General features: G+C 41.6%; 20 protein-coding genes, 1 tRNA gene and 1 pseudogene. 20 read left to right on the plus strand and 2 right to left on the minus strand.

The genetic code is table 11. The annotated features are described in order from the left end of the window. The first annotated feature begins 42 nt into the window (after nt 1–42). From dnaJ to thiI, 5 genes are all read left to right on the plus strand, one after another. Nucleotides 43–1224: a molecular chaperone DnaJ gene (dnaJ, locus tag CD00_RS0114225; protein WP_026656566.1), complete on the plus strand. Its 1182-nt coding sequence runs from the start codon at nt 43–45 to the stop codon at nt 1222–1224. Nucleotides 1225–1490: 266 nt separating this feature from the next. Next, the gene (prmA, locus tag CD00_RS0114230) at nt 1491–2528 is read left to right on the plus strand and encodes a 50S ribosomal protein L11 methyltransferase (protein WP_026656567.1); all 1038 of its coding nucleotides are present in this window, start codon (nt 1491–1493) and stop codon (nt 2526–2528) included. Further along, the gene (locus tag CD00_RS0114235; protein WP_026656568.1) at nt 2528–3280 is read left to right on the plus strand and encodes an RsmE family RNA methyltransferase; all 753 of its coding nucleotides are present in this window, start codon (nt 2528–2530) and stop codon (nt 3278–3280) included. The genes prmA and CD00_RS0114235 overlap by 1 nt, the downstream gene beginning before the upstream one ends. Nucleotides 3281–3283: 3 nt before the next feature. Next, the gene (locus CD00_RS0114240; protein WP_026656569.1) at nt 3284–4441 is read left to right on the plus strand and encodes a cysteine desulfurase family protein; all 1158 of its coding nucleotides are present in this window, start codon (nt 3284–3286) and stop codon (nt 4439–4441) included. A gap of 23 nt (nt 4442–4464) precedes the next feature. Continuing rightward, complete coding sequence (gene thiI, locus CD00_RS0114245; protein WP_026656570.1) at nt 4465–5667, plus strand: tRNA uracil 4-sulfurtransferase ThiI; 1203 nt, start codon at nt 4465–4467, stop codon at nt 5665–5667. A gap of 74 nt (nt 5668–5741) precedes the next feature. Here the strand turns inward: thiI and CD00_RS0114250 are convergent, their stop codons facing one another. Beyond that, the gene (locus CD00_RS0114250; protein ID WP_026656571.1) at nt 5742–5972 is read right to left on the minus strand and encodes an HPr family phosphocarrier protein; all 231 of its coding nucleotides are present in this window, start codon (nt 5970–5972) and stop codon (nt 5742–5744) included. Between the two features lie 54 nt (nt 5973–6026). On the opposite strand from CD00_RS0114250, the gene mtaB reads away from it, so the two are divergent. From mtaB to CD00_RS0114325, 14 genes and pseudogenes are all read left to right on the plus strand, one after another. Further along, complete coding sequence (mtaB, locus tag CD00_RS0114255) at nt 6027–7379, plus strand: tRNA (N(6)-L-threonylcarbamoyladenosine(37)-C(2))-methylthiotransferase MtaB (RefSeq protein WP_026656572.1); 1353 nt, start codon at nt 6027–6029, stop codon at nt 7377–7379. Nucleotides 7380–7487: 108 nt separating this feature from the next. Then, nucleotides 7488–7764 (plus strand): annotated as a pseudogene (locus CD00_RS0114260) (IreB family regulatory phosphoprotein). A gap of 16 nt (nt 7765–7780) precedes the next feature. Further along, nucleotides 7781–8203, plus strand: coding sequence for a Holliday junction resolvase RuvX (gene ruvX / locus CD00_RS0114265; protein ID WP_026656575.1), 423 nt, complete (start codon nt 7781–7783; stop codon nt 8201–8203). A 12-nt stretch (nt 8204–8215) separates the two neighbouring features. Continuing rightward, nucleotides 8216–8479 (plus strand): DUF1292 domain-containing protein, encoded by a 264-nt coding sequence (locus CD00_RS0114270; RefSeq protein ID WP_026514412.1) that lies wholly within the window; start codon nt 8216–8218, stop codon nt 8477–8479. 58 nt (nt 8480–8537) lie between these two features. Continuing rightward, nucleotides 8538–10217, plus strand: coding sequence for a ribonuclease J (locus tag CD00_RS0114275; protein WP_026656576.1), 1680 nt, complete (start codon nt 8538–8540; stop codon nt 10215–10217). 43 nt (nt 10218–10260) lie between these two features. Beyond that, complete coding sequence (locus CD00_RS19530) at nt 10261–10800, plus strand: endolytic transglycosylase MltG (protein WP_051199176.1); 540 nt, start codon at nt 10261–10263, stop codon at nt 10798–10800. Next, complete coding sequence (locus tag CD00_RS0114285) at nt 10793–11434, plus strand: O-methyltransferase (protein WP_026656577.1); 642 nt, start codon at nt 10793–10795, stop codon at nt 11432–11434. Before CD00_RS19530 ends, CD00_RS0114285 begins: the two co-directional genes overlap by 8 nt. 16 nt (nt 11435–11450) lie before the next feature. Further along, nucleotides 11451–12692, plus strand: a complete 1242-nt coding sequence (locus CD00_RS0114290; protein WP_026656578.1) for a peptidase U32 family protein — start codon at nt 11451–11453, stop codon at nt 12690–12692. Between the two features lie 79 nt (nt 12693–12771). Then, nucleotides 12772–14883: a glutamine synthetase III family protein gene (locus CD00_RS0114295; RefSeq protein WP_026656580.1), complete on the plus strand. Its 2112-nt coding sequence runs from the start codon at nt 12772–12774 to the stop codon at nt 14881–14883. Nucleotides 14884–14916: 33 nt separating this feature from the next. Continuing rightward, nucleotides 14917–16563 carry a hypothetical protein gene (locus tag CD00_RS0114300; RefSeq protein ID WP_026656581.1) on the plus strand — a complete coding sequence of 549 codons (1647 nt, stop codon included), beginning with the start codon at nt 14917–14919 and terminating at the stop codon, nt 16561–16563. Between the two features lie 206 nt (nt 16564–16769). After that, a tRNA-Gln gene (locus tag CD00_RS0114310) sits at nt 16770–16842 on the plus strand. Between the two features lie 163 nt (nt 16843–17005). After that, nucleotides 17006–17734, plus strand: a complete 729-nt coding sequence (locus CD00_RS0114315) for an acyl-[acyl-carrier-protein] thioesterase (RefSeq protein WP_026656582.1) — start codon at nt 17006–17008, stop codon at nt 17732–17734. A gap of 74 nt (nt 17735–17808) precedes the next feature. Continuing rightward, nucleotides 17809–18642, plus strand: a complete 834-nt coding sequence (locus CD00_RS0114320) for a CvfB family protein (protein WP_026656583.1) — start codon at nt 17809–17811, stop codon at nt 18640–18642. A 9-nt stretch (nt 18643–18651) separates the two neighbouring features. After that, nucleotides 18652–19632 carry a CPBP family intramembrane glutamic endopeptidase gene (locus CD00_RS0114325; RefSeq protein WP_185750463.1) on the plus strand — a complete coding sequence of 327 codons (981 nt, stop codon included), beginning with the start codon at nt 18652–18654 and terminating at the stop codon, nt 19630–19632. A gap of 121 nt (nt 19633–19753) precedes the next feature. Here the strand turns inward: CD00_RS0114325 and CD00_RS0114330 are convergent, their stop codons facing one another. After that, entirely contained in the window at nt 19754–19942 is a 189-nt protein-coding gene (locus tag CD00_RS0114330) for a YjfB family protein (protein WP_026656585.1), read from the minus strand. Nucleotides 19943–20190: 248 nt separating this feature from the next. Between CD00_RS0114330 and CD00_RS0114335 the strand changes: the two genes are divergently transcribed. Beyond that, nucleotides 20191–21273: a PucR family transcriptional regulator gene (locus CD00_RS0114335; RefSeq protein WP_026656586.1), complete on the plus strand. Its 1083-nt coding sequence runs from the start codon at nt 20191–20193 to the stop codon at nt 21271–21273. Nucleotides 21274–21288: the final 15 nt, after the last annotated feature.

Here is a 21288-nt window from a genome sequence, read left to right on the forward strand (position 1 = left end):
TTTCGAAACAGAGAGAAAATTTGATGATATTTGAGGAGTGTTATGGCAGAGCAAAAGCGTGACTACTATGAGGTTCTCGGAGTAAGTAAGAGTGCCTCGGATGATGAGATTAAAAAAGCATATCGTGTACTTGCTAAAAAATATCATCCTGATATGAATCCCGGAGACTCAGCTGCGGCAGAGAAGTTCAAAGAAGCTTCGGAAGCGTATGCTGTACTTAGTGATCCTGAGAAAAAGAGACAGTACGATCAGTTCGGTCATGCTGCATTCGAAGGGGGATCCGGCGGATTCGGAGGATTTGATTTTAACGGTGCTGACTTTGGAGATATTTTCGGAGACATATTCGGCGATTTCTTCGGGGGCGGAAGGTCACGTGGTGGCGCAAGAAGCGGCCCTTCCAAGGGCGCCAATCTGCGTGCCAGTGTAAGGATCACTTTCCTTGAGGCTGTATTTGGCTGCGAGAAAGAGCTTGAACTTACAATAAAAGATCCCTGCCCGACATGTCACGGAACAGGTGCTAAGCCCGGAACTACAGCGCAAACATGCCCTAAGTGCGGAGGAAAAGGACAGATCGTATATACCCAGCAGTCTTTCTTTGGCACGGTAAGAAATGTTCAGACATGTCCTGAGTGCGGCGGAACAGGTAAGGTTATCAAGGATAAGTGTACAGATTGCCACGGAACAGGATATATCGCAAGCAGAAAGAAAATTCAGGTTACAATTCCTGCAGGTATAGATAACGGACAGAGCGTAAGAATCCGTGATAAGGGTGAACCCGGAGTAAACGGCGGACCGAGAGGAGATCTTCTTGTTGAAGTTATCATCTCAGATCATCCTATATTCCAGAGAGAGGGATATGACATCTACTCTATGGTTCCTGTATCATTTGCGGTTGCAACTCTCGGAGGAACGGTTCTTATCGATACCGTTGACGGTAAGGTTGCGTATGACGTTAAGGCAGGAACTCAGACAGATACAAGAGTCAGACTTCGCGGAAAAGGTGTTCCTTCACTCAGAGATAAGACAATTCGCGGTGATCACTATGTAACACTTGTTGTTCAGGTCCCCGAGAAAATCTCGAAAGAAGCGAAAGACATTCTTAAGAAATTTGATGAGCTCACAGGTGATTCTCTTACAGCGGCCGAGCGCATGATGGATTCCAAGGACAAGGATCCCGGAAATGACGGCCCCGGTGGTAAGAAGAAGAAATCATTCTGGAAATAAATTTTCCTTATGTTTTAAAGTATGGTATACTTCCGTAGTTAGAAATAGCTACGGAAGTTTTTGTGATATAGGAGTCATAAGTCGGAAATGCGTGCATGCTTGCATGAGTAGCATTTCGACTTTATGACCCGAACAGAAATGAGGAAATAGCAATTTACGAAGTAAATTAGCGTTTTCCGAATTTCTGTAGAATTGCGAGAATGGCGTATGCCATGAAGCAATTCGTATATCACAAAATATTTACAATTATATATAGGTGAAAAAATATGAAATGGATGCGTTTTAGAGTTCGTACAAACGAAGAGGCAGAAGATATCATAATCAGTTACCTTGAAGACATTGGTCTTGAAGGCGCGCAGATAGAGGATAACGCTCCTTTGACTGCATCTGATAAAGAGCAGATGTTTATTGACGCGCCGGAACTTGAGCCTGATGAAAAAGAAACAGGTATAGAAGAGGGAATCGCTTATCTCAATTTCTTTTTGGAAATCGATGATAATGACATGCTTACGGTTGAGTATCCCGATGATAACGGCGAGTACGTAAAGGTTAAGAAAACTCCCGAAGAGATGCTTGAAAAGATAAAGGAAAAGCTTGCTGAACTCAGAGCTTTTACAGATATCGGTGACGGAACAATATCGGTTGATGTTACGGAAGACATTGACTGGATCAACAATTGGAAACAGTACTTTCATAAGTTTTATATAGACGATGTTCTCATTATTCCTTCATGGGAGAAAGAAACGGATGAGGACAAAGAGAAGGCGGAGATGGTTCTTCATATCGATCCCGGAACAGCTTTCGGAACAGGAATGCACGAGACGACCCAGCTTTGTATCAGAATGTTGAGGAAATACGTGACTCCCGAGACCGAACTTCTCGATGTCGGAACGGGAAGCGGAGTGCTTTCAATTCTTTCTCTTATGTTCGGTGCCGGGCATGCTGTCGGAACAGATCTTGATAAATGCGCAGTTCCCGCGGTAAAAGAGAATATGGAGAATAACAACATCAGTCCCGATAAGTTCGAGATGATGATTGGAAATATCATAGATGATAAAGAGATACAGGATAAAGTCGGCTATGATAAGTATGACATCGTTGTTGCGAATATACTGGCAAATGTACTTGTTCCTCTGACTCCCGTTATATTGAATCAGCTTAAGAGCGGCGGAGTATATATTACATCGGGAATCATCAATACCAAAGAGGAAGAAGTAAAAAAAGCACATCTTGATGCGGGTCTTGAGATACTTGAGATTCATCATCAGGGAGACTGGGTTTCTATCACATCGAGGAAAAACTGATGTATCATTTTTTTGTTGAAAGCGCGCAGGTGAGCCCCGATCTTAAACGCGTGGATATAGTCGGATCCGATTACAATCACATCGCCAATGTCCTTAGGATGAAAGTGGGTGAGCAGTTTTCCGTAAGTATCAAAGAGGAAAACGACGGCCGCGAGCTCTTTTACGAGATTGAAGAAATAAATAAGACAAGCGTTGTGGGAAAGCTTTGCTTTGTTGAGGAAGTGGGGAATGAACTTCCGTCAAAGATCTATCTTTTCCAGGGGCTTCCTAAGGTCGACAAAATGGAACTCATCATTCAGAAGGCTGTTGAACTCGGAGCTTTTGAGATTATACCTATGTCTACAAAAAGGTGTATAGTAAAGCTTGATGCAAAAAAAGCTGAGTCAAAAGTTAAGAGATGGCAGGCAATCGCGGAAGCGGCAGCCAAGCAGAGTAAGAGAGCGGTCATTCCCGCTGTAAAAGAACCGATGACAATGAAGCAGGCAATAGAGTATGCAAAAGAACTCGATGTAAAGCTCATACCCTATGAACTTGCAGAGCATATAGATGAAACCAAAAAGATAATCGAGGGTATTAAGCCCGGTGAAAACATTGCTGTATTTATCGGACCTGAGGGCGGTTTTTCCGAAGAGGAAGTGGCGCTTGCAAAAGAAAACGGCGTTCTTCCGATAACTTTGGGAAAAAGAATTCTTAGGACAGAGACAGCAGGTTTTACGATTATTTCATGGCTTATGTATCATTTAGAAGGATGAGAAATGGAAGCATATTTGGATAACTCGGCTACAACAAGGGCGTTTGATGAAGTTGCGGATCTTGTAGCCAAGGTAATGAAAGAAGAATACGGAAATCCCTCAAGTGTCCATCACATGGGACTTGTTTCGGGAGAGAGACTTGCTCAGGCGAGGGAAACTATTGCGGCAACGCTTAAAGTTGACAGCAATGAGATAGTTTTTACATCAGGCGGAACAGAGTCTGATAACTTTGCGATAATAGGTGCCGCGAGAGCCAATAAATGGCGCGGAAAGCACATCATCACAACATCAATCGAGCATCCTGCGGTACTTGTAACAATGGAGTACCTTCAGAAAGAGGGATTTGAGATAACTTATCTTCCTGTAGATCACGAAGGAAAGGTAAGCCTTGATGATCTTAAAGCTGCAATAAGGGAAGACACAATTCTTGTGTCTATGATGTTTGTAAATAATGAGATCGGAACGATTGAACCGGTTGCGGAAGCGGGAGAGCTTATTAAAGCTATAAACAAAGATATTGTTTTTCATGTTGATGCGGTTCAGGCATATGGAAAGGTTCAGATTCGTCCCAGAGCAATGAATATAGATTTGATGTCTGTGAGCGGTCACAAGATACACGGACCAAAGGGCGTAGGATTTTTATACATCAAAAAAGGAACCAAGATCGTGCCTATATGCTACGGCGGCGGTCAGCAAAAGGGCATGAGATCGGGAACTGAGAATGTGCCGGGAATTGCAGGACTTGCCCTTGCGGCAAAGATGTGCCATGATGATTTCAAAAATCGAATCGAGAAGTTATATGAACTTAAGAAGTATCTCATAGATTCGCTCAATGAGAGAATCACGGATATAAAGATAAACGGACCTTCCTGTGAAGATGGAGCGCCGCACATTGTGAGCCTTTCAATAAAAGGCCTTGCGGCTGAGACGGTTCTAAACATGCTTAGCAGTAAGAAAATATATGTATCTGCGGGAAGCGCATGCTCGTCAAATAATCCGCATGTGTCAGATACACTTGTTGCGGTCGGAGTAGAACGAGAACTTCTTGAATCTACGATAAGAATAAGCATGTCTCTTATGACAACCAAGGAGGAAATTGATTTCTTTCTTGATACACTTTGCTCGCAGGTTGAGAATATGCGAATGTTTTATAGACATTGATGTCCTAAGAAAGAGGAAAAGATATGCAGTATCATGCTTTTGTAATTAAATACGCCGAGATTGGCGTTAAGGGAAAAAACAGATATATCTTTGAGGAAGCTCTCGTTAAGCAGATTAAGAGAGTTCTTTCGAAGTGTGACGGTGAGTTTGAGGTTTCAAGAGTTGCGGGAAGAATGTACATTGAGGCCAAGGACTTTGATTTTGATGAGACAGTCGGACAGCTTAAGACTGTATTTGGTGTTACGGGAATCTGTCCAGCGGTTTCGATTGAAAGAGACGGCGAGAACAATCTTCCCGATGTTGACGGAGTTGCGAAGGCTGTAATAGATTTTGTCGACGGAGTTTATCCTGTAAAAAACAAGACATTTAAAGTTAAAGTAAGAAGAGTTGATAAGAGTTATCCCATGGACTCTATGGAACTTGCCGCAGAACTCGGTGCAAGGATCCTTGATGCGTACAGCGAGATGAAGGTTGACGTGCATAATCCCGATATTCTTATAAATGTAGAGCTCAGAGAGAAGCTCAACATTTTTTCTGAAGTTATCCCGGGACCAGGAGGAATGCCGATTGGAACCGCAGGAAAGGCAATGCTTCTTTTGTCGGGAGGAATTGACTCACCTGTAGCAGGATATATGATCGCAAAAAGAGGTGTTGATATTGAGGCTGTTTATTTCAACGCTCCTCCTTATACAAGTGAGAAGGCTAAGCAGAAAGTTATCGATCTTGCAGGCGTTATCGCAAAGTACACAGGCAGAGTAAAGCTTCATGTCATCAACTTTACAGATATACAGATGTATATTTACAAGCAGTGTCCTCATGATGAACTTACTATTATCATGAGAAGATATATGATGAGAATCGCCGATACACTTGCTCAGAACTCAGGATGCATGGGACTTGTAACAGGTGAGAGTATAGGACAGGTTGCTTCACAGACTATGCAGAGTCTTATGTGCACGGGAGAAGTTGTTACCGATATTCCTGTTTACAGACCTCTTATTGCTTTTGATAAGCAGGATATTGTGGATATCTCATACAAGATTGACGCTTATGAGACATCTATTCTTCCCTACGAGGATTGCTGCACGATCTTTGTTGCTAAGCATCCCGTTACAAAGCCAAGGGCTGATATTATCAGAAAACATGAAGAGAATCTCAGTGAAAAGATTGATGAACTCGTGAAGACTGCTCTTGAGACAGATGAAGTTATTGTGATTGAGAAGTAAGTGCTCTGCGCAAAAAAAGGTCATCCCATAAGGGATGACCTGAATAATCTTTTTTGGGGATCTGATGTATTTTATCAGATCAAATAAGGTTTTAAGATATCGAGAACTTCGTCTGCACCGTCCTCAGCGTGGATATTAAGGTCGATCGGCTTAGAAAGGTCGAGTGAAAAAATACCCATAATAGACTTAGCATCGATAACATATCTTCCCGAAACGAGATCGAAGTCATAATCAAACTTTGTGATGTCGTTTACGAAGGATTTTACCTTGTCGATTGAATTAAGTGAAATCTTAACGGTCTTCATTGCGCAAATACCTCCTTCTTTTCTTTATAGTAAACGTAGAAAGTGTAAAAGTCAATGCAAAAAAACATCAGAAACCTAAAGATTGCATTGCATAATCTTGGGTGCAAAGTAAATAACTATGAAATGGATGTTATGGCCCAGAAAATCAAGGAAGCGGGCGGCATAATCGTGCCTTTTGGAGAGAAGGCTGACATCTATATTATCAATACATGTACGGTCACAAATATCGCCGACAGAAAGTCCAGACAGATGCTTCATAAGGCAAAAAAAGAGAACCCCGATTCTGTTGTCGTGGCGGTCGGATGTTATGTTGAGACAGGTATTGAAGGTGTCAAAAAAGATGAATGCATAGACCTTGCGGTCGGTAATAACAAGAAGTCAGAGATAGTCGAGATCCTTGATGAATTTTTGGAGATCAAGAACGAGACTGATGACAAGACTCTTGGCGGAACATCCATAATAGATATAAATAAAACTTCCGAATATGAAGACATGACTCTAAACGAACTTCCCGGAAGAACAAGGGCGTATATCAAGATTCAGGACGGATGCAATCAGTTCTGTACTTACTGCGTTATCCCATATGCGAGAGGCAGAATACGCAGCAGAGATATGGAAGAGATTCTTTCCGAGATAAAGGGACTTGTACAGAAGGGCTGCAAAGAAGTGGTTCTTACCGGAATCCACATAAGTTCATACGGAGTTGATAAAGGACAATCGGCTGTAATAGATCTTGTGGAAAAGATAAATGACATCGAAGGACTTGAGAGAGTAAGATTAAGCTCTTTGGAACCGAGGATCATAACAAAAGAAAATGCCAAAAGACTTGGCGCACTTGATAAGCTCTGTCCTCATTTCCATCTTTCGCTTCAGAGCGGATCTGATTCTGTTCTTAAGAGAATGAACAGGCATTATACGGCAGCAGATTTTAAGAACGGAGTGGAGTATCTTCGAGAGGTTTTCGGGGATCCTGCGATAACAACCGATATTATTGTCGGCTTTCCGGGCGAGACAGAGGAAGAATTTGAAGAGTGCAGAAAATTTGTGGAAGACATTAACTTCTACGAAATACATGTCTTTAAGTATTCGCCGAGAAAAGGCACGGTTGCTGCCGGAATGAAGGAACAGCTCACTGACAGGCAGAAGAGTGAGAGAAGTGATGTACTTCTGGATCTTACAAAAGCACAGTCAAAGAGCTACCGAGAAGGGTTCATTGGCAAAGAACTTTCGGTTCTCTGGGAAGATACCGAAGAGATAAATAAGATTACATATGTTATCGGTCATACTGACAGGTATGTCAGAGTTGCGGTTCCCGAGAGCGAAGCAAACGCTTATGGTGCGATAAGTGGTGAGATTTCCAAGGTGATTCCGAGAAGATTTCTGAATACCGATACATTGCTTATTTGAATACAGTAGTGTAATATTAAGATATATAGTGAAATATCAGAATTTAAGCGGCCGGTTTTATGGCAGCTTCAAAATATAAAATTTTTTATGATGAATGGAGATAAAAATATGGCAGAACAGAATTTGGGTAACACTCAGTTTTTTTAAAGTCGAAGCTGATCCTGATACGGGTGTTAAAAAAGTTCTTTCGGTTGTTTATGATGCCCTGCTTGAGAAAGGATACAATCCGGTTAATCAGATCGTAGGTTACATTATGTCAGGCGATCCGACTTATATCACAAGCCATAAGGGAGCAAGAAGCCTTATTATGAAGGTTGAGCGTGATGAACTTGTGGAAGAGATGCTTACAGAGTATATCAAGAGCAACGAGTGGGCAAGAAAATAATAAGAGAGTAGTATCAATGCGAATAATGGGTCTTGATTACGGATCTCGAACTGTAGGGGTGGCTTTGAGTGATGAGCTGCTTCTTACTGCGCAGGGAAAAGAAATAATCCGTAGGAAAGAAGAAAACAAACTTAGAAGAACACTGGCACGCATAGAAGAACTCATAACCACTTACGGCGTAGAGAAGATAGTTTTGGGCCTCCCCGTCAATATGGATATGACGCCTTCTGAGCGTTCGCAGTTGTGCCTTGAATTCAAGGATAGAATAGAAAGACGTACCGATGTCCCCGTGATAATGTGGGATGAAAGACTTACAACAGTAGCAGCCGATGAGATTATGGACGAACTCGGAATAAAAGGTCGTGAAAGAAAAGAGTATGTCGATATGATCGCTGCGCAAGTTATCCTTCAGGATTATCTGGATAACAGAAAAGAATAATGGTGATTAATTTTGGAAAAGATTATATTTAGTCCCGACGGTGGTGAAGCTGTAGAGTTTTATTGCCTCGAGCAGACAGTGATAGGTGCAAAGACTTATTTACTTGTCACAGATGAAGAAGATGGTGACGGAGAGGCGCTGATTTTGCGCGACGACTCCGATATAAAAGATGAAGAAGCGGTTTATGTTATTGTAGACGACGACTTGGAACTGGATGCAGTTGCAGGTGTATTTCGTAAGCTGCTTTCTGAGGATGGCATAGATCTCGATATTTAACGGGCAAAAGGTTAATATCCGGTTCTACGCATCCGCCATAGAAGTGGAGGAATAATTATTGAGCAAGAAAAAAACTGAAAACGAGTCCAAACTGCAGATCATACCTTTGGGTGGTCTTGAGCAGATTGGAATGAATATCACTGCCTTCAGATATGAAGACAGTATTATTGTAGTGGATTGCGGTCTGTCTTTCCCTGATGACGATATGTTGGGAATCGACCTTGTAATCCCCGATGTTACTTTTTTACAGGAGAACATCGATAAGGTGAAGGGCTTTGTGATCACTCACGGCCACGAAGATCACATCGGAGCGCTTCCTTACATTTTGCATGAGCTTAATGTCCCTGTGTATGCGACAAGGCTTACAATGGGAATTATCGAGCACAAGCTCGAGGAGCATAATTTACTTAAGAGCACCAGAAGAAAAGTTGTAAAATTCGGACAGTCTATCAATCTCGGCCAGTTTAGAGTCGAGTTCATCAGAACAAATCATTCTATTGTAGATGCAGCGGCGCTTGCAATCTATTCGCCTGCTGGAACCGTGGTTCATACCGGAGATTTCAAGGTTGATTACACACCCGTCTTTGGAGATCCAATCGATCTTCAGAGATTTGCTGAGATTGGTAAAAAAGGCGTTTTGGCAATCATGTGCGATTCTACAAATGCTGAGAGACCGGGATTTACTGCTTCTGAGAAGACTGTCGGAAGAGCTTTTGACAATCTTTTTGAAGAACATGAGAATTCAAGAATAATTATCGCAACATTCGCATCCAACGTTGACAGAGTTCAGCAGATCATAAATACAGCACACAAGTGCGGAAGAAAAGTTGTTATTGAAGGCCGAAGCATGGTCAGCATCATTGATATTGCCCAGAGACTTGAGTGTCTTCAGATTCCGGATGACACACTTGTCGATATCGATAATATCAAGAACTATCCTGACAACAAGACAGTTATCATTACAACCGGAAGTCAGGGAGAGAGTATGGCTGCCCTCAGCAGAATGGCAAGCGGACAGCACAGAAAGATTTCTATCGGTGCCGGAGATACGGTTATTTTCTCATCTCATCCGATTCCGGGAAATGAGAAGGCTGTAACAAATATAATCAATGAACTTCAGATGAAGGGTGCTGATGTAATTTTCCAGGATGTACATGTTTCCGGACACGCGTGTCAGGAAGATATAAAGCTTATCTATACGCTTGTTAAGCCTAAGTATTCTATCCCTGTTCACGGTGAATACAGGCATCTTATCGCACAGAGAAAGATTGCAAAAGAACTTGGAATACCAAAAGAAAATATCTTCATATTGCATTCAGGTGATATACTTGAACTTGATGAAAATAGTGCTAAAGTAAAAGGAAAGGTTTCTGCGGGAGCAATTCTTGTTGACGGACTTGGAGTCGGAGACGTTGGAAATGTTGTCCTCAGAGACAGACAGCACCTTGCCGAGGATGGTATAGTAATAGTAGTATTCGGACTTGATAAGGCTAGCGGCCAGCTTGTTTCCGGACCGAGTATTGTTTCAAGAGGATTTGTATATGTAAGGGAGTCGGACAAGCTGATCGACGATGCAACGGATCTTGTTTTGGACGAAGTTACCGAAGCTCTTGAAAAGGGAGTGACTGACTGGGGCAAGCTTAAGAATATTGTTAAAGAAGTCCTCAGCGATTACATATGGAAGAAGACAAAGAGAAGACCCATGATAATGCCGATAATCATGGACACAAATTTCTGATACGAACGGGTTATTTGTCGTATCACTTAAGGGGAATAGCTATATGAATTCAAGAAAACTGGGATATGGAATTTTTGATTCCACAACAAAGATTGTTTTTGTAGTTGTAGTAGCGCTTATCATAATTGGAGGCGCAAAGACAGCTTATTACTACGGTTATCATCTTTTTAATCAGACAGCAGTGTATGACGGAGACGGTGACGGAGAAACAGTCAGCGTTACCATTGAAGACGGAGACGATGCCGGCGCTATAGCAGAGAAGCTTGCTGATGCAGGTCTTATAAAAGATAAGAGACTCTTTAAGATGCAGGAGAAGTTTTCTGATTGTAAAGGAAAAGAAAAAGCCGGTACATATGAGCTTAATACTAAGATGACTCCCGAAGATATGCTCAAGACAATGTCAGGCCTTGTACTTAGCGAGGATGGCAAGACATGGGTAGAAGCTACAACCGATTCGTCTTCAGGCGGAAACAAGGCATTGGAGGAAGAGGAAGATCTTGCTCCTGAGGAAGAGGAAGAGCCTGTAGAAACAGAAGGCGAAGATACCGAAGAAAGCGAAGGAGAAGAGAAAGAGAGTGATTGATCAGGATAGGATGACAGCGTTTATCAATTCGCTGGACAGAGGTAACACTCCATTTCTTGATGAACTAGAAAGAGAAGCGAAGGCCGGCGATGTCCCCATTATAAGGAAGGACACGCAGGCACTTCTTAAGTTCCTGATGGCGCAGGCAAGACCCGAGAATATTCTTGAGGTCGGCTGCGCTGTTGGCTTTTCGGCACTTTTGATGGCGGAATATTCGGGTAAAGACACCAAGATAACCACCATAGAGAAATACGAGAAAAGAATTCCCGTAGCAAAAGAGAATTTCAAAAAATACGATTCTAACAATAAAATCACACTTTTGGAGGGTGATGCGACTGAGATCTTAAAAACGCTTTCCCAAGGGTATGATTTTATTTTTATGGATGCGGCTAAAGCGCAATATATAAATTTTTTACCCGAGTGTCTGAGGATACTTAATAAGGGAGGCCTGCTCGTTTCTGATAATGTGCTTCAGGATGGCGATGTTATAGAATCAAGATTTGCTGTTACGAGGAGAGACCGCACCATTCATGCAAGAATGAGAGAGTATCTGTATGAACTGAAACACAATGATGCATTAAACACGGTTATTTTGACAGTTGGCGACGGTATGGCACTGTCTGTAAAGTTGTAAAGGTATGGAGATTATAATGAAAAAACCGGAATTACTTATTCCCGCAAGCAGTTTGGAAGTACTTAAAACTGCGGTAATATTTGGAGCGGACGCCGTTTATATCGGCGGCGATGCCTTTGGGCTCAGAGCTAAGGCTAAGAATTTCAGCCCCGAGGAGATGAAAGAAGGAATAGAGTTCGCCCATGAGCACGGTGTAAAAGTTCATGTCACCGTGAATATTTTGGCACATAACTACGATCTTGACGGCGTTGACAAATACCTTCATGAGTTAAAAGAACTTAAGCCCGATGCGCTTATAATCGCGGATCCGGGTATATTTATGAAGGCAAGAAAAATCTGCCCCGAGATAGATATTCACGTTTCAACTCAGGCTAACAACACAAACTACGAGACATACAATTTCTGGTATGATCTTGGCGCGAAGAGAGTTGTTGCGGCAAGAGAACTTTCGCTTAATGAGATAAAAGAGATCAAGGAGAGGATTCCTGAGGATCTTGAGATGGAGTGCTTCATTCACGGGGCTATGTGCATTTCATATTCGGGAAGATGTCTTTTGTCCAACTATTTCACAGGAAGAGATGCCAATCACGGAGCTTGCACGCATCCTTGCAGATGGAAGTATGCCGTTGTTGAGGAAAAAAGACCGGGCGAGTACCTTCCGGTATATGAGAATGACAGAGGTACTTACATCTTTAACTCCAAAGATCTGTGCATGATAGAGCATATACCTGAGCTTGTAAATGCGGGCGTTGACAGTTGCAAGATTGAGGGAAGAATGAAAACCGCTCTATATGTTGCGACTGTTGCAAGAACATACAGAAAAGCAATAGATGATTTCTTTGAATCCGAAGAGAAGTACAGGGAGAACATGCCCTGGTACAAGGAGCAGATTTCTAAGTGCACATACAGACAATTTACGACAGGCTTTTATTTCGGAAAGCCCAGCGATGAGACGCAGATCTATGACGTCAATACATATGTAAATGAGTACATCTACCTTGGAATCGTGAATGAAATCGATAACAGGGGTTATGCTAAGATTGAGCAGAGAAACAAGTTCTCTGTCGGAGATGAGATTGAGATCATGAAGCCTGACGGAACCGATGTAAAAGTTACGGTGAAGGCGATGTACAACGAGGATGGAGAGAGCGTGGAATCCTGCCCTCATCCCAAGCAGGTTTTGTATGTGGAACTTTCTGAGGCTGCGGAGAAATATGACATACTCAGAGTCCCTTCAAAAGAAAATGAGAAAAAATAATAATATTTTGGTAGTAGTTTTTGAAAAGTTGATGTAAACTTTTAAACAGTTAAATTTTGCAGTATAGAAAGGGGCACTGATGAGCAATAGGGTGAACGTAGAAGAGATATTCGGACAGAACGTTTTTACTCTTGCAAAGATGAGAGAAAGACTTCCAAAGAATGTTTACAAAGAGGTTGTTAGCGTTACGGAGCATGGCGGAGAATTATCAAAAGAATCTGCCGATGTTGTCGCAAATGCTATGAAAGAGTGGGCTGTTGAGAACGGAGCAACACATTTTACGCACTGGTTCCAGCCACTTACAGGTATTACAGCCGAGAAACATGATTCATTTGTAGGAAGCGCTGATAAAGACGGAAGGATGCTTACTTCTTTTTCAGGAAAAGAGCTGATAAAGGGTGAGCCTGATGCTTCATCTTTCCCATCAGGTGGACTCAGAGCCACATTTGAGGCAAGAGGATATACGACATGGGATATCACTTCACCTGCATTCCTTAAGGAATCCGGAGCAGGCGTTACACTTTGCATTCCCACTGCCTTTTGCTCATATACAGGAGATGCGCTTGATAAGAAGACTCCACTCCTTAGATCGATGGAGGCAATTAACAAGCAGGCACTCAGAATAGTAAGGCTTTTCGGTAATACTACAGCCACAAAAGTTAATGTATCCGTAGGACCGGAACAGGAATATTTCCTTGTTGACTGGGATAAAGCAATGAAGAGAGAGGATCTTCTTTTCACAGGAAGAACTCTTTTCGGTGCTATGCCTCCCAAGGGACAGGAGATGGAAGATCATTACTTCGGAGTTATCAGAGAAAGAGTCGGTGAGTTCATGAACGATCTCAACGTTGAGCTCTGGAAACTCGGAGTTCCCGATAAAACACAGCACAACGAGGTTGCTCCCGGACAGCATGAACTTGCACCCGTCTATGAGACAGCCAATATCGCTGTAGATCACAATCAGATCATTATGGAGACCATGAAACGTGTTGCTGAGCATCATCACATGAGATGCCTTCTTCACGAGAAGCCTTTTGCCGGTGTTAACGGTTCAGGTAAGCATGATAACTGGTCTCTTTGCACAGATGACGGTGTAAACCTTCTCGATCCCGGTGATACACCCAATAAAAACGTACAGTTCCTTTTTGTACTTGCATGTATCTTAAAGGCTGTTGATACACACGCAGATCTTCTCAGACAGAGCGCTTCAGACGTTGGAAACGACCACAGACTCGGTGCTGACGAGGCTCCTCCGGCTATTATTTCCGTATTCCTCGGAGAGCAGCTTGAGGACGTTGTAAGACAGCTTATTGAGACAGGTGTTGCAAAGTCCAGCAAAAAGGGCGGCAAGCTCAAGACCGGTGTTTCAACACTTCCTCAGTTTGAGAAAGATGCTACAGACAGAAACCGTACATCTCCTTTTGCATTTACAGGAAATAAGTTCGAATTCAGAATGGTTGGATCTTCTGATTCTATGGCAAGTTCCAACACTACACTTAATACAATCGTAGCAGAGACATTCTGTGAAGCTGCCGATATCCTCGAGAAGGCTGAAGATTTCGATATGGCAGTACATGACCTTATCAAGGAATATCTCACAGATCACCAGAGGATCATCTTCAACGGTGACGGATATTCTGACGAGTGGGTAAAAGAAGCTGAGAGACGCGGACTTCCCAATATCAAGTCCACAATTGAAGCTGCAGATACACTCACGACAGAGAAAGCTATCGATCTCTTCAACAGATTCGGCGTTTATACAAAGACAGAGCTTGAATCAAGAAGAGAGATCATATTTGAATCATATGCTAAGACAATCAACATCGAAGCACTTACAATGATCGATATGGCTTCGAAGCAGATCATTCCTGCTGTTATGAAGTATGCCGGAAGAGTTGCGACAGATGTTAATCAGATCAAGGCAGCAGGTGTTGATGCATCTGTTGAAGTTGCCGAGCTCAAGGAAATCCAGGAGCAGCTTGGCAAGATGAAAGCTGCTCTCGACAAGCTTAAGGCAAGCGAAGAGAAAGCACGCAAGATCAAGGATCAGCGCGAACTTGCTTTCTTCTACAAGGATAAGGTTCTTCCTATCATGGAAGCTCTCAGAACTCCTGCCGATAAGCTCGAGATGCTCGTAGATAAGAAAGACTGGCCTATTCCTACATACGCAGATCTTCTCTTTGAGGGCTGATATTTAGGCTAAACATAATTGCTGGGGGATAACATGAATATAGGTGCTTTTGATATGACAAAAGTAAGGCGTAGCAAGATGATTCCTTGGATTCTGGCTGCATTTTCATTAGGGTTTGCAATTTATTATATTAATTACAACTACTATACCCTTATGAATGGTGATACTTCATCTGAGCTGGTGTTGAGCAAATTGCTTGCGGATGAAGGCGGAATACTGGCGAAAAACTGGTTCTATTCAACAGAACTCCGAGTAATAAATACGCAACTTATATATAAGCTTGTATTCATGTTTATTCCTAATAACTGGAAGGCTGTAAGAATTGCATCTGATATCGTTATGCTGCTTTTACTGGCTGTGTGTTATCAGTTTATGATGAAAGCGCTTGGCTATGAAAGAGAAGGAAAATGGACATTGTGGATGCTATTTCTTCCTTTTGGTGCCAGTTACGGCTATATGATTGTTTATAGCGCTTTTTATATACCTCATATTTGTCTGACTTTTCTTTCGGTTGGTCTTATGTCTGAATTATATAAGGCAACTGAGCGTAGATCTAAGATTATATATTTATCGTCTCTGCTTATTGTTGCACTGCTTGCAGGATTGGGTGGTGCGAGACAGGCACTTATATGCTATATTCCTGCTGTGTTGGTGGGAATGGTTGAATTGGTAAATAATTATCTTATGAATCAAAAAAAGCCTTATAAGCTTTTTTTAATAACCGTTTTGGCTTTTCTGTCATATCTTATGGGAATGGCGGTTAATTATTGCATATTTCGCAGTGTTTACCATTTTAGAGATCAGGTTACGTATCAGTGGAAAGAAATCTCGATTGGGAATTTTTTGCAGACAATCAGTGATTTATTTTCATTGTACGGCTTTTGTTTTAATGATGTTTCCTTTATGGGAATATATGGCGCGGTGAATTTTCTGGCTTTAGGATTTTGCACACTTATTGTCGCTTGTGTGATTATTCTGTTTTCAAAGATAAAGGAATTAGATTTTCTGACTCGTTTTTATCTGTTGTTTACGGCTTTATCTATTGTTTTCTGTGGTTTTGTGTATTCGATATGCATCGACCAATACAGCGTAACATATTGGATCCCTCTAATGACCTTGTTATATCCGATATTGTTTATTACAAAAAGAGTGATTAAGAATGAGCAGGTTTCTAAGGTATTTCCTTTAATAACAGGATATTTGATCGTAACATTCTGCCTGGTTTCAAAGATTACAGTAAAGAATCCGTTTGAATCAAGGTTGCCTTTTGTACCTAATGGTTCTAATTATATGGTTGTAAAAGACATCTGGGATGAGAATATGCCCACTGAGGGATTTGTTCCATTTTGGATTGGGAATAGTGTTACAGAGCTGACTGATGGCAAGGCTGAGGTTTGGATTACGAAAGATACTACTTTTTCAGCTCTAGATGATGCTGATAAGACTGTGGAGCAGTGGCTCCAGGATAAAAGACATTTGAGTGAGCTTCCCAAAGGAAGATTTTTTGTACTGACATATGGCAGAGTGGTTGACGATCCCGAATATCCGGCATATACGCCGTTATTTTTGGATGAATCCCATATGGTATATGCTGATGACGGTATTACAGTATATGTGTTTGAGGATTTTGACGATTACAGGAATACATTAAAAGAAGTTGAAGCCAAAGACGCAGAATGACAGACGCAGTACCTTTTGGGAGAACAAAAGTTGCGAATATATTAAAAGGGCTTGTTGATAAGAATTATGTATCGGTAATTGGGAAGGGACGCGGCACGAAATATAAGAGCTGAAGTGAATTTAAAAAATTTGCTTCAATTTGATAAGAAATTTTCAAAAAGTACTTGCATTTTTATGATACCTCACGTATAATCATTTCTTGTCGGTGGGCTATCGCCAAGCGGTAAGGCAACGGACTCTGACTCCGTCATTACGTAGGTTCGAATCCTACTAGCCCAGCTATATTGATAAAGCGAGATTGGAGACAATCTCGCTTTAATTTTTATATTCAGGTCATACGGAGTATTCTGCATGATATATAATTTGTTACATGTTGTAGAATGTCAAAAAGGTTTGTCTTCCGTGAATACAAGCTGTTTGACGACTATAGAAGGAGAAATGCATGTATACATTCAATTCAAGGATAAGATACAGCGAAATAGACAGAAGCGGAGAGCTTACGCTTGAGTCACTAATAGATTATTTTCAGGATTGCTCCACGTTTCAGACACAGGACGGACCGGCATCAATGGAATATCTTAGGGATAAGGGAATTGTCTGGGTTCTTTCGTCATGGCAGATCGTTGTGAACAGATATCCCAAGCTGTGCGAGGATGTTGTTATCGGAACTGTTCCGTATGAACTCAGAGGTGCTATCGGCTATAGAAATTTCTTCATGGATACAAAGGATGGAGAGAGACTTGCGGTCGCCAATTCAATCTGGACCCTTGTAGACATAGAAAAAGGCTTTCCAAGTAGGATAACAGATGAAATTTTAAAAGCGTATCCGCTTGAGCCTAAACTTGATATGAAGTATGAAGACAGAAAGATTGAGATTTCCGAAGAAGATGAAAGATTCTGGGGAGAAGAGATACAGGTAAAGCAGCACAACCTTGATACCAACAATCACGTAAATAACGGACAGTACGTAAGAATCGCCATGGACTGTCTCCCTAAGCGTGATCTTAAGATTGTTGCCATGCGCGCCGAGTACAAAAAACAGTCAAGGCTTGGAGATGTTCTTTGCCCTGTTGTTATTATGAGTAAAAAAGATGATAATGATAAGTATATAGTAAGTCTTAACGGAGAAGACGGAAAACCTGTATGCGTAGTTGAGCTTATTACTGCTTGATACGGTAATATAAATATATAACATGATAATGCAGAACTGATTACTGCAGATACTAAGAGGACGGAGGAACCTAAATGATCAAACTTGGAGAAAAACAGGAACTTGAAGTAATAAAGAAAGTTGATTTCGGTGTATACCTTGCGGAGGAGAGCGGAAGTGACGAAAAAGTTCTTTTGCCCGGAAAACAGGTACCCGAGGGATGCGATATCGGAAGCAGATTGGAAGTGTTTATATACAAGGATTCCGATGACAGACTTATCGCAACGACCAAAACACCTAAGATAATGCTTGGCGACGTACGAATGCTCAAGGTAAAAGAGACGAGTAAGATCGGAGCGTTTATGGACTGGGGACTTGAAAAAGACGTCCTTCTTCCATTCAAGGAGCAGACAAGGAAAGTCAGAGCGGGCGAAGAAGTTCTTTGTGCAATGTATATTGATAAGAGTAGCAGACTTTGTGTTACTATGAATGTATACAATTATCTTTTGGATAAGAGCCCTTATTCCAAAGATGATAAGGTTATGGGAACGGTTTATGAATTAAGCGACAATTTTGGGGCATTTGTTGCGGTTGACGATATTTATTCGGGGCTTATTCCAAAGAAGGAATTATATGGCAATATCGAGATTGGAAGCAGCGTAAATGCCAGAGTTGTATCTGTCAGGGAAGACGGAAGGCTTAACTTAAGCGTTAGAGAAAAAGCATATCTTCAGATGGACGCCGATGCAGAAAAGCTTCTTGATATGCTTGAAAAGGGTGGCGGAAAGATTCCTTTTAACGACAAAGCAGCACCTGAGCTTATTCGTGATAAGACCGGTATGAGTAAGAATGAGTTCAAAAGAGCTGTCGGTAGACTTCTCAAAGAAGGCAAGATTGAGATTAAACCGGATTCAATTGTGAGGAAATAAAATATGGGTATGGATTACAAAAAAGCGAACATTGCGTTCTTTTTCATGGTATTGTCAACGTTCGTGATTATGATTTACATTTCTTTTTGGCAGGCGTTTACGGGAAAAAACCTGTCACTCCCGATAAATAATGCACTTTGCGAGTTGATGATACTTATTCCGTCTGTTGCGGTCATATTCTATAGCGGTGAGGGGCTGCTGTCGGTCATACCGCTCAAGAAGGTAAAGATCAGCACGGCATTATTGTCGGTACTCTATGTTATTACGTTGTTCCCACTTGTTGGTTTGGTAAACGCAATATCCATGATGTTTGTGGATAACGCAGTTGCTTCTATAAGCGATCAGATGGTTGAATACCCGATGGTGCTTATGGTTGCTTCAATAGGCTTATTTGGACCGTTTGTTGAGGAAATCATATTCAGGGGAGTTATATTCCAGAGTTACAGAAGAACGGGCAGGGTGCTTGCATCAATGATCCTTTCGGCAGTGCTCTTTGGAATGATGCATCTTAACTTTAACCAGTTTGCATACGGAGCCGTAATGGGATTTATGTTCTGTCTCATGGTTGAAGCGACAGGCAGTGTCATCCCGTCGTTTATAGCGCATGCGGTGTTTAATTCCTATGAAGTAATGACAATATATTTTGCGTTAGATAGTAGTGAGGAAGTAGCGAATGCCGAAACTTTGGCGGATAAGCTTCCCGAAGGCGTGATGCAGGCGCTCATGCTTATATTCCTGTTAGTATTTTCGATCATATTTACCGCGCTTGCTATTTTAATAGTTAAAAAGATGGCGAAGATTGAGGGTAGACAGGATTATATCGACAAATTGAGATTTTGGAAGAAAAAAGAGGAGCCTGACATCATGAATATGACAGGGATTCAGGTTGAGGAAAAGAAGCAGTCTCTTTTCACTGTTCCTCTTGTAATTGTAATGATCTTATCAATAAGCTTTATGATCTACAGCGCTGTTGCTTTGCAGGGCGTTTGATGTATAAATCCGGGGGAGCCGGTCCGATTGGTGGTTTTCCGGCATAATTCTCAAAAAGAAAAAATAAGAAATAAAAATGCCCGTAGCTTAATGCCACGGGCAAGTTTTCTGATGGCGTATTTCAAAGACTTATATCGATGTTTGAACCGATATTGGGGTTAACGGAAGTTTCCGATACAGATTCGATACCTGCGATCATATTCTGTCCGGCTGCTTCCATAGTGTCCAGATTTTTGGATAGCATTGCTACGCCTACATCTGTGAGTATGCGATTTTGAGATAAAGCCATCGATAAGGAAGGTATGTCCATATAGCACCTCCTGTTTTTGTGTATAAAACACTTTTTCTTATTTTGTATATCGATAATATTACATCAAAAACTTAGCATTATTTCAAATAATATGATACCAAAAAGGGGATTCTTTTTTGGTAATATTGACGAGCAAAACAAAAAAATGTACAAAAAATGGCATGTAAAAGGTAGATTTTATTGTACATATATATTAAAATGGCTATGTATATTATTCAGCGGCCGAAAGGTTGCGGAAAGAGTGGCAAATGATTTCAAATCAAATTCTCCAAAACACAATTGACGGACTTAAGAACATAGCACACGTTGAGTTATATGTTCTGGACATTGATGGCAAGGAAGTTGCGGCTACATCACAGGAAATTGGTAATGTTGCGGCTGTTGCCAGAGATTTTGTGAAATCTCCGGCAGATTCACAGGAGATACAGGGATATCAGTATTTTAAGATATATGACGAGCAGCAGCTTGAATATATTCTGATCTGTACGGGAACCGGCGAGAACATCTATATGCTGGGCAAGATGATCGCGTACCAGATCCAGAGTCTGCTTATCGCGTACAAAGAGCGTTTTGACAAGGATAACTTTATCAAGAATCTTTTGCTTGATAACCTTCTTCTTGTTGACATATACAGTAGGGCAAAGAAGCTTCACATTCAGTCGGATGCGAAGAGAATAGCTATGATCGTTGAGACATCAAGCGGAAGAGACAGCAATGCTCTTGAGCTTGCCAGAACTCACTTCGGAAATGCAAATGATTTCGTTACTGAAGTAGACGAGGACAATATCATCATAGTTAAGGATGTGAACGATTACGCTAAGCCGTCGGATATTTCGAAGATTGCGGAAGAGATGATCGCAACTCTTACTAAGGACGGACTTACAGGCGTCAGGATCGCATACGGAACAGTGGTAGGCGAGATCAAAGAGGTAAGTAGATCGTACAAGGAAGCGAAGATGGCACTGGATGTCGGCAAGATCTTCTTTGACGAAAGAAAGGTTATCTGCTACAGCGAACTTGGAATCGGAAGACTTATCTATCAGCTTCCCATTCCGCTATGTAAGATGTTTATCAAAGAAATCTTTGGCGGAAGAAATCCTGATGATTTCGATCAGGAGACACTCACAACCATTGATAAGTTCTTTGAGAACAGCCTTAATGTATCAGAGACTTCAAGACAGCTTTTCATTCACAGAAACACACTCGTGTACAGACTTGATAAGCTGCAGAAGAGTACGGGGCTTGATCTTAGGGTGTTTGACGATGCGATTACATTTAAGATCGCTCTTATGGTTGTCAGATACATGAAATACATGGACAGAATTTCATAATCCTATTTTGAACGA

Origin of the sequence: Butyrivibrio sp. AE3003, from assembly GCF_000686065.1 — a bacterium.
Lineage (GTDB): Bacteria > Bacillota > Clostridia > Lachnospirales > Lachnospiraceae > Butyrivibrio > Butyrivibrio hungatei_A.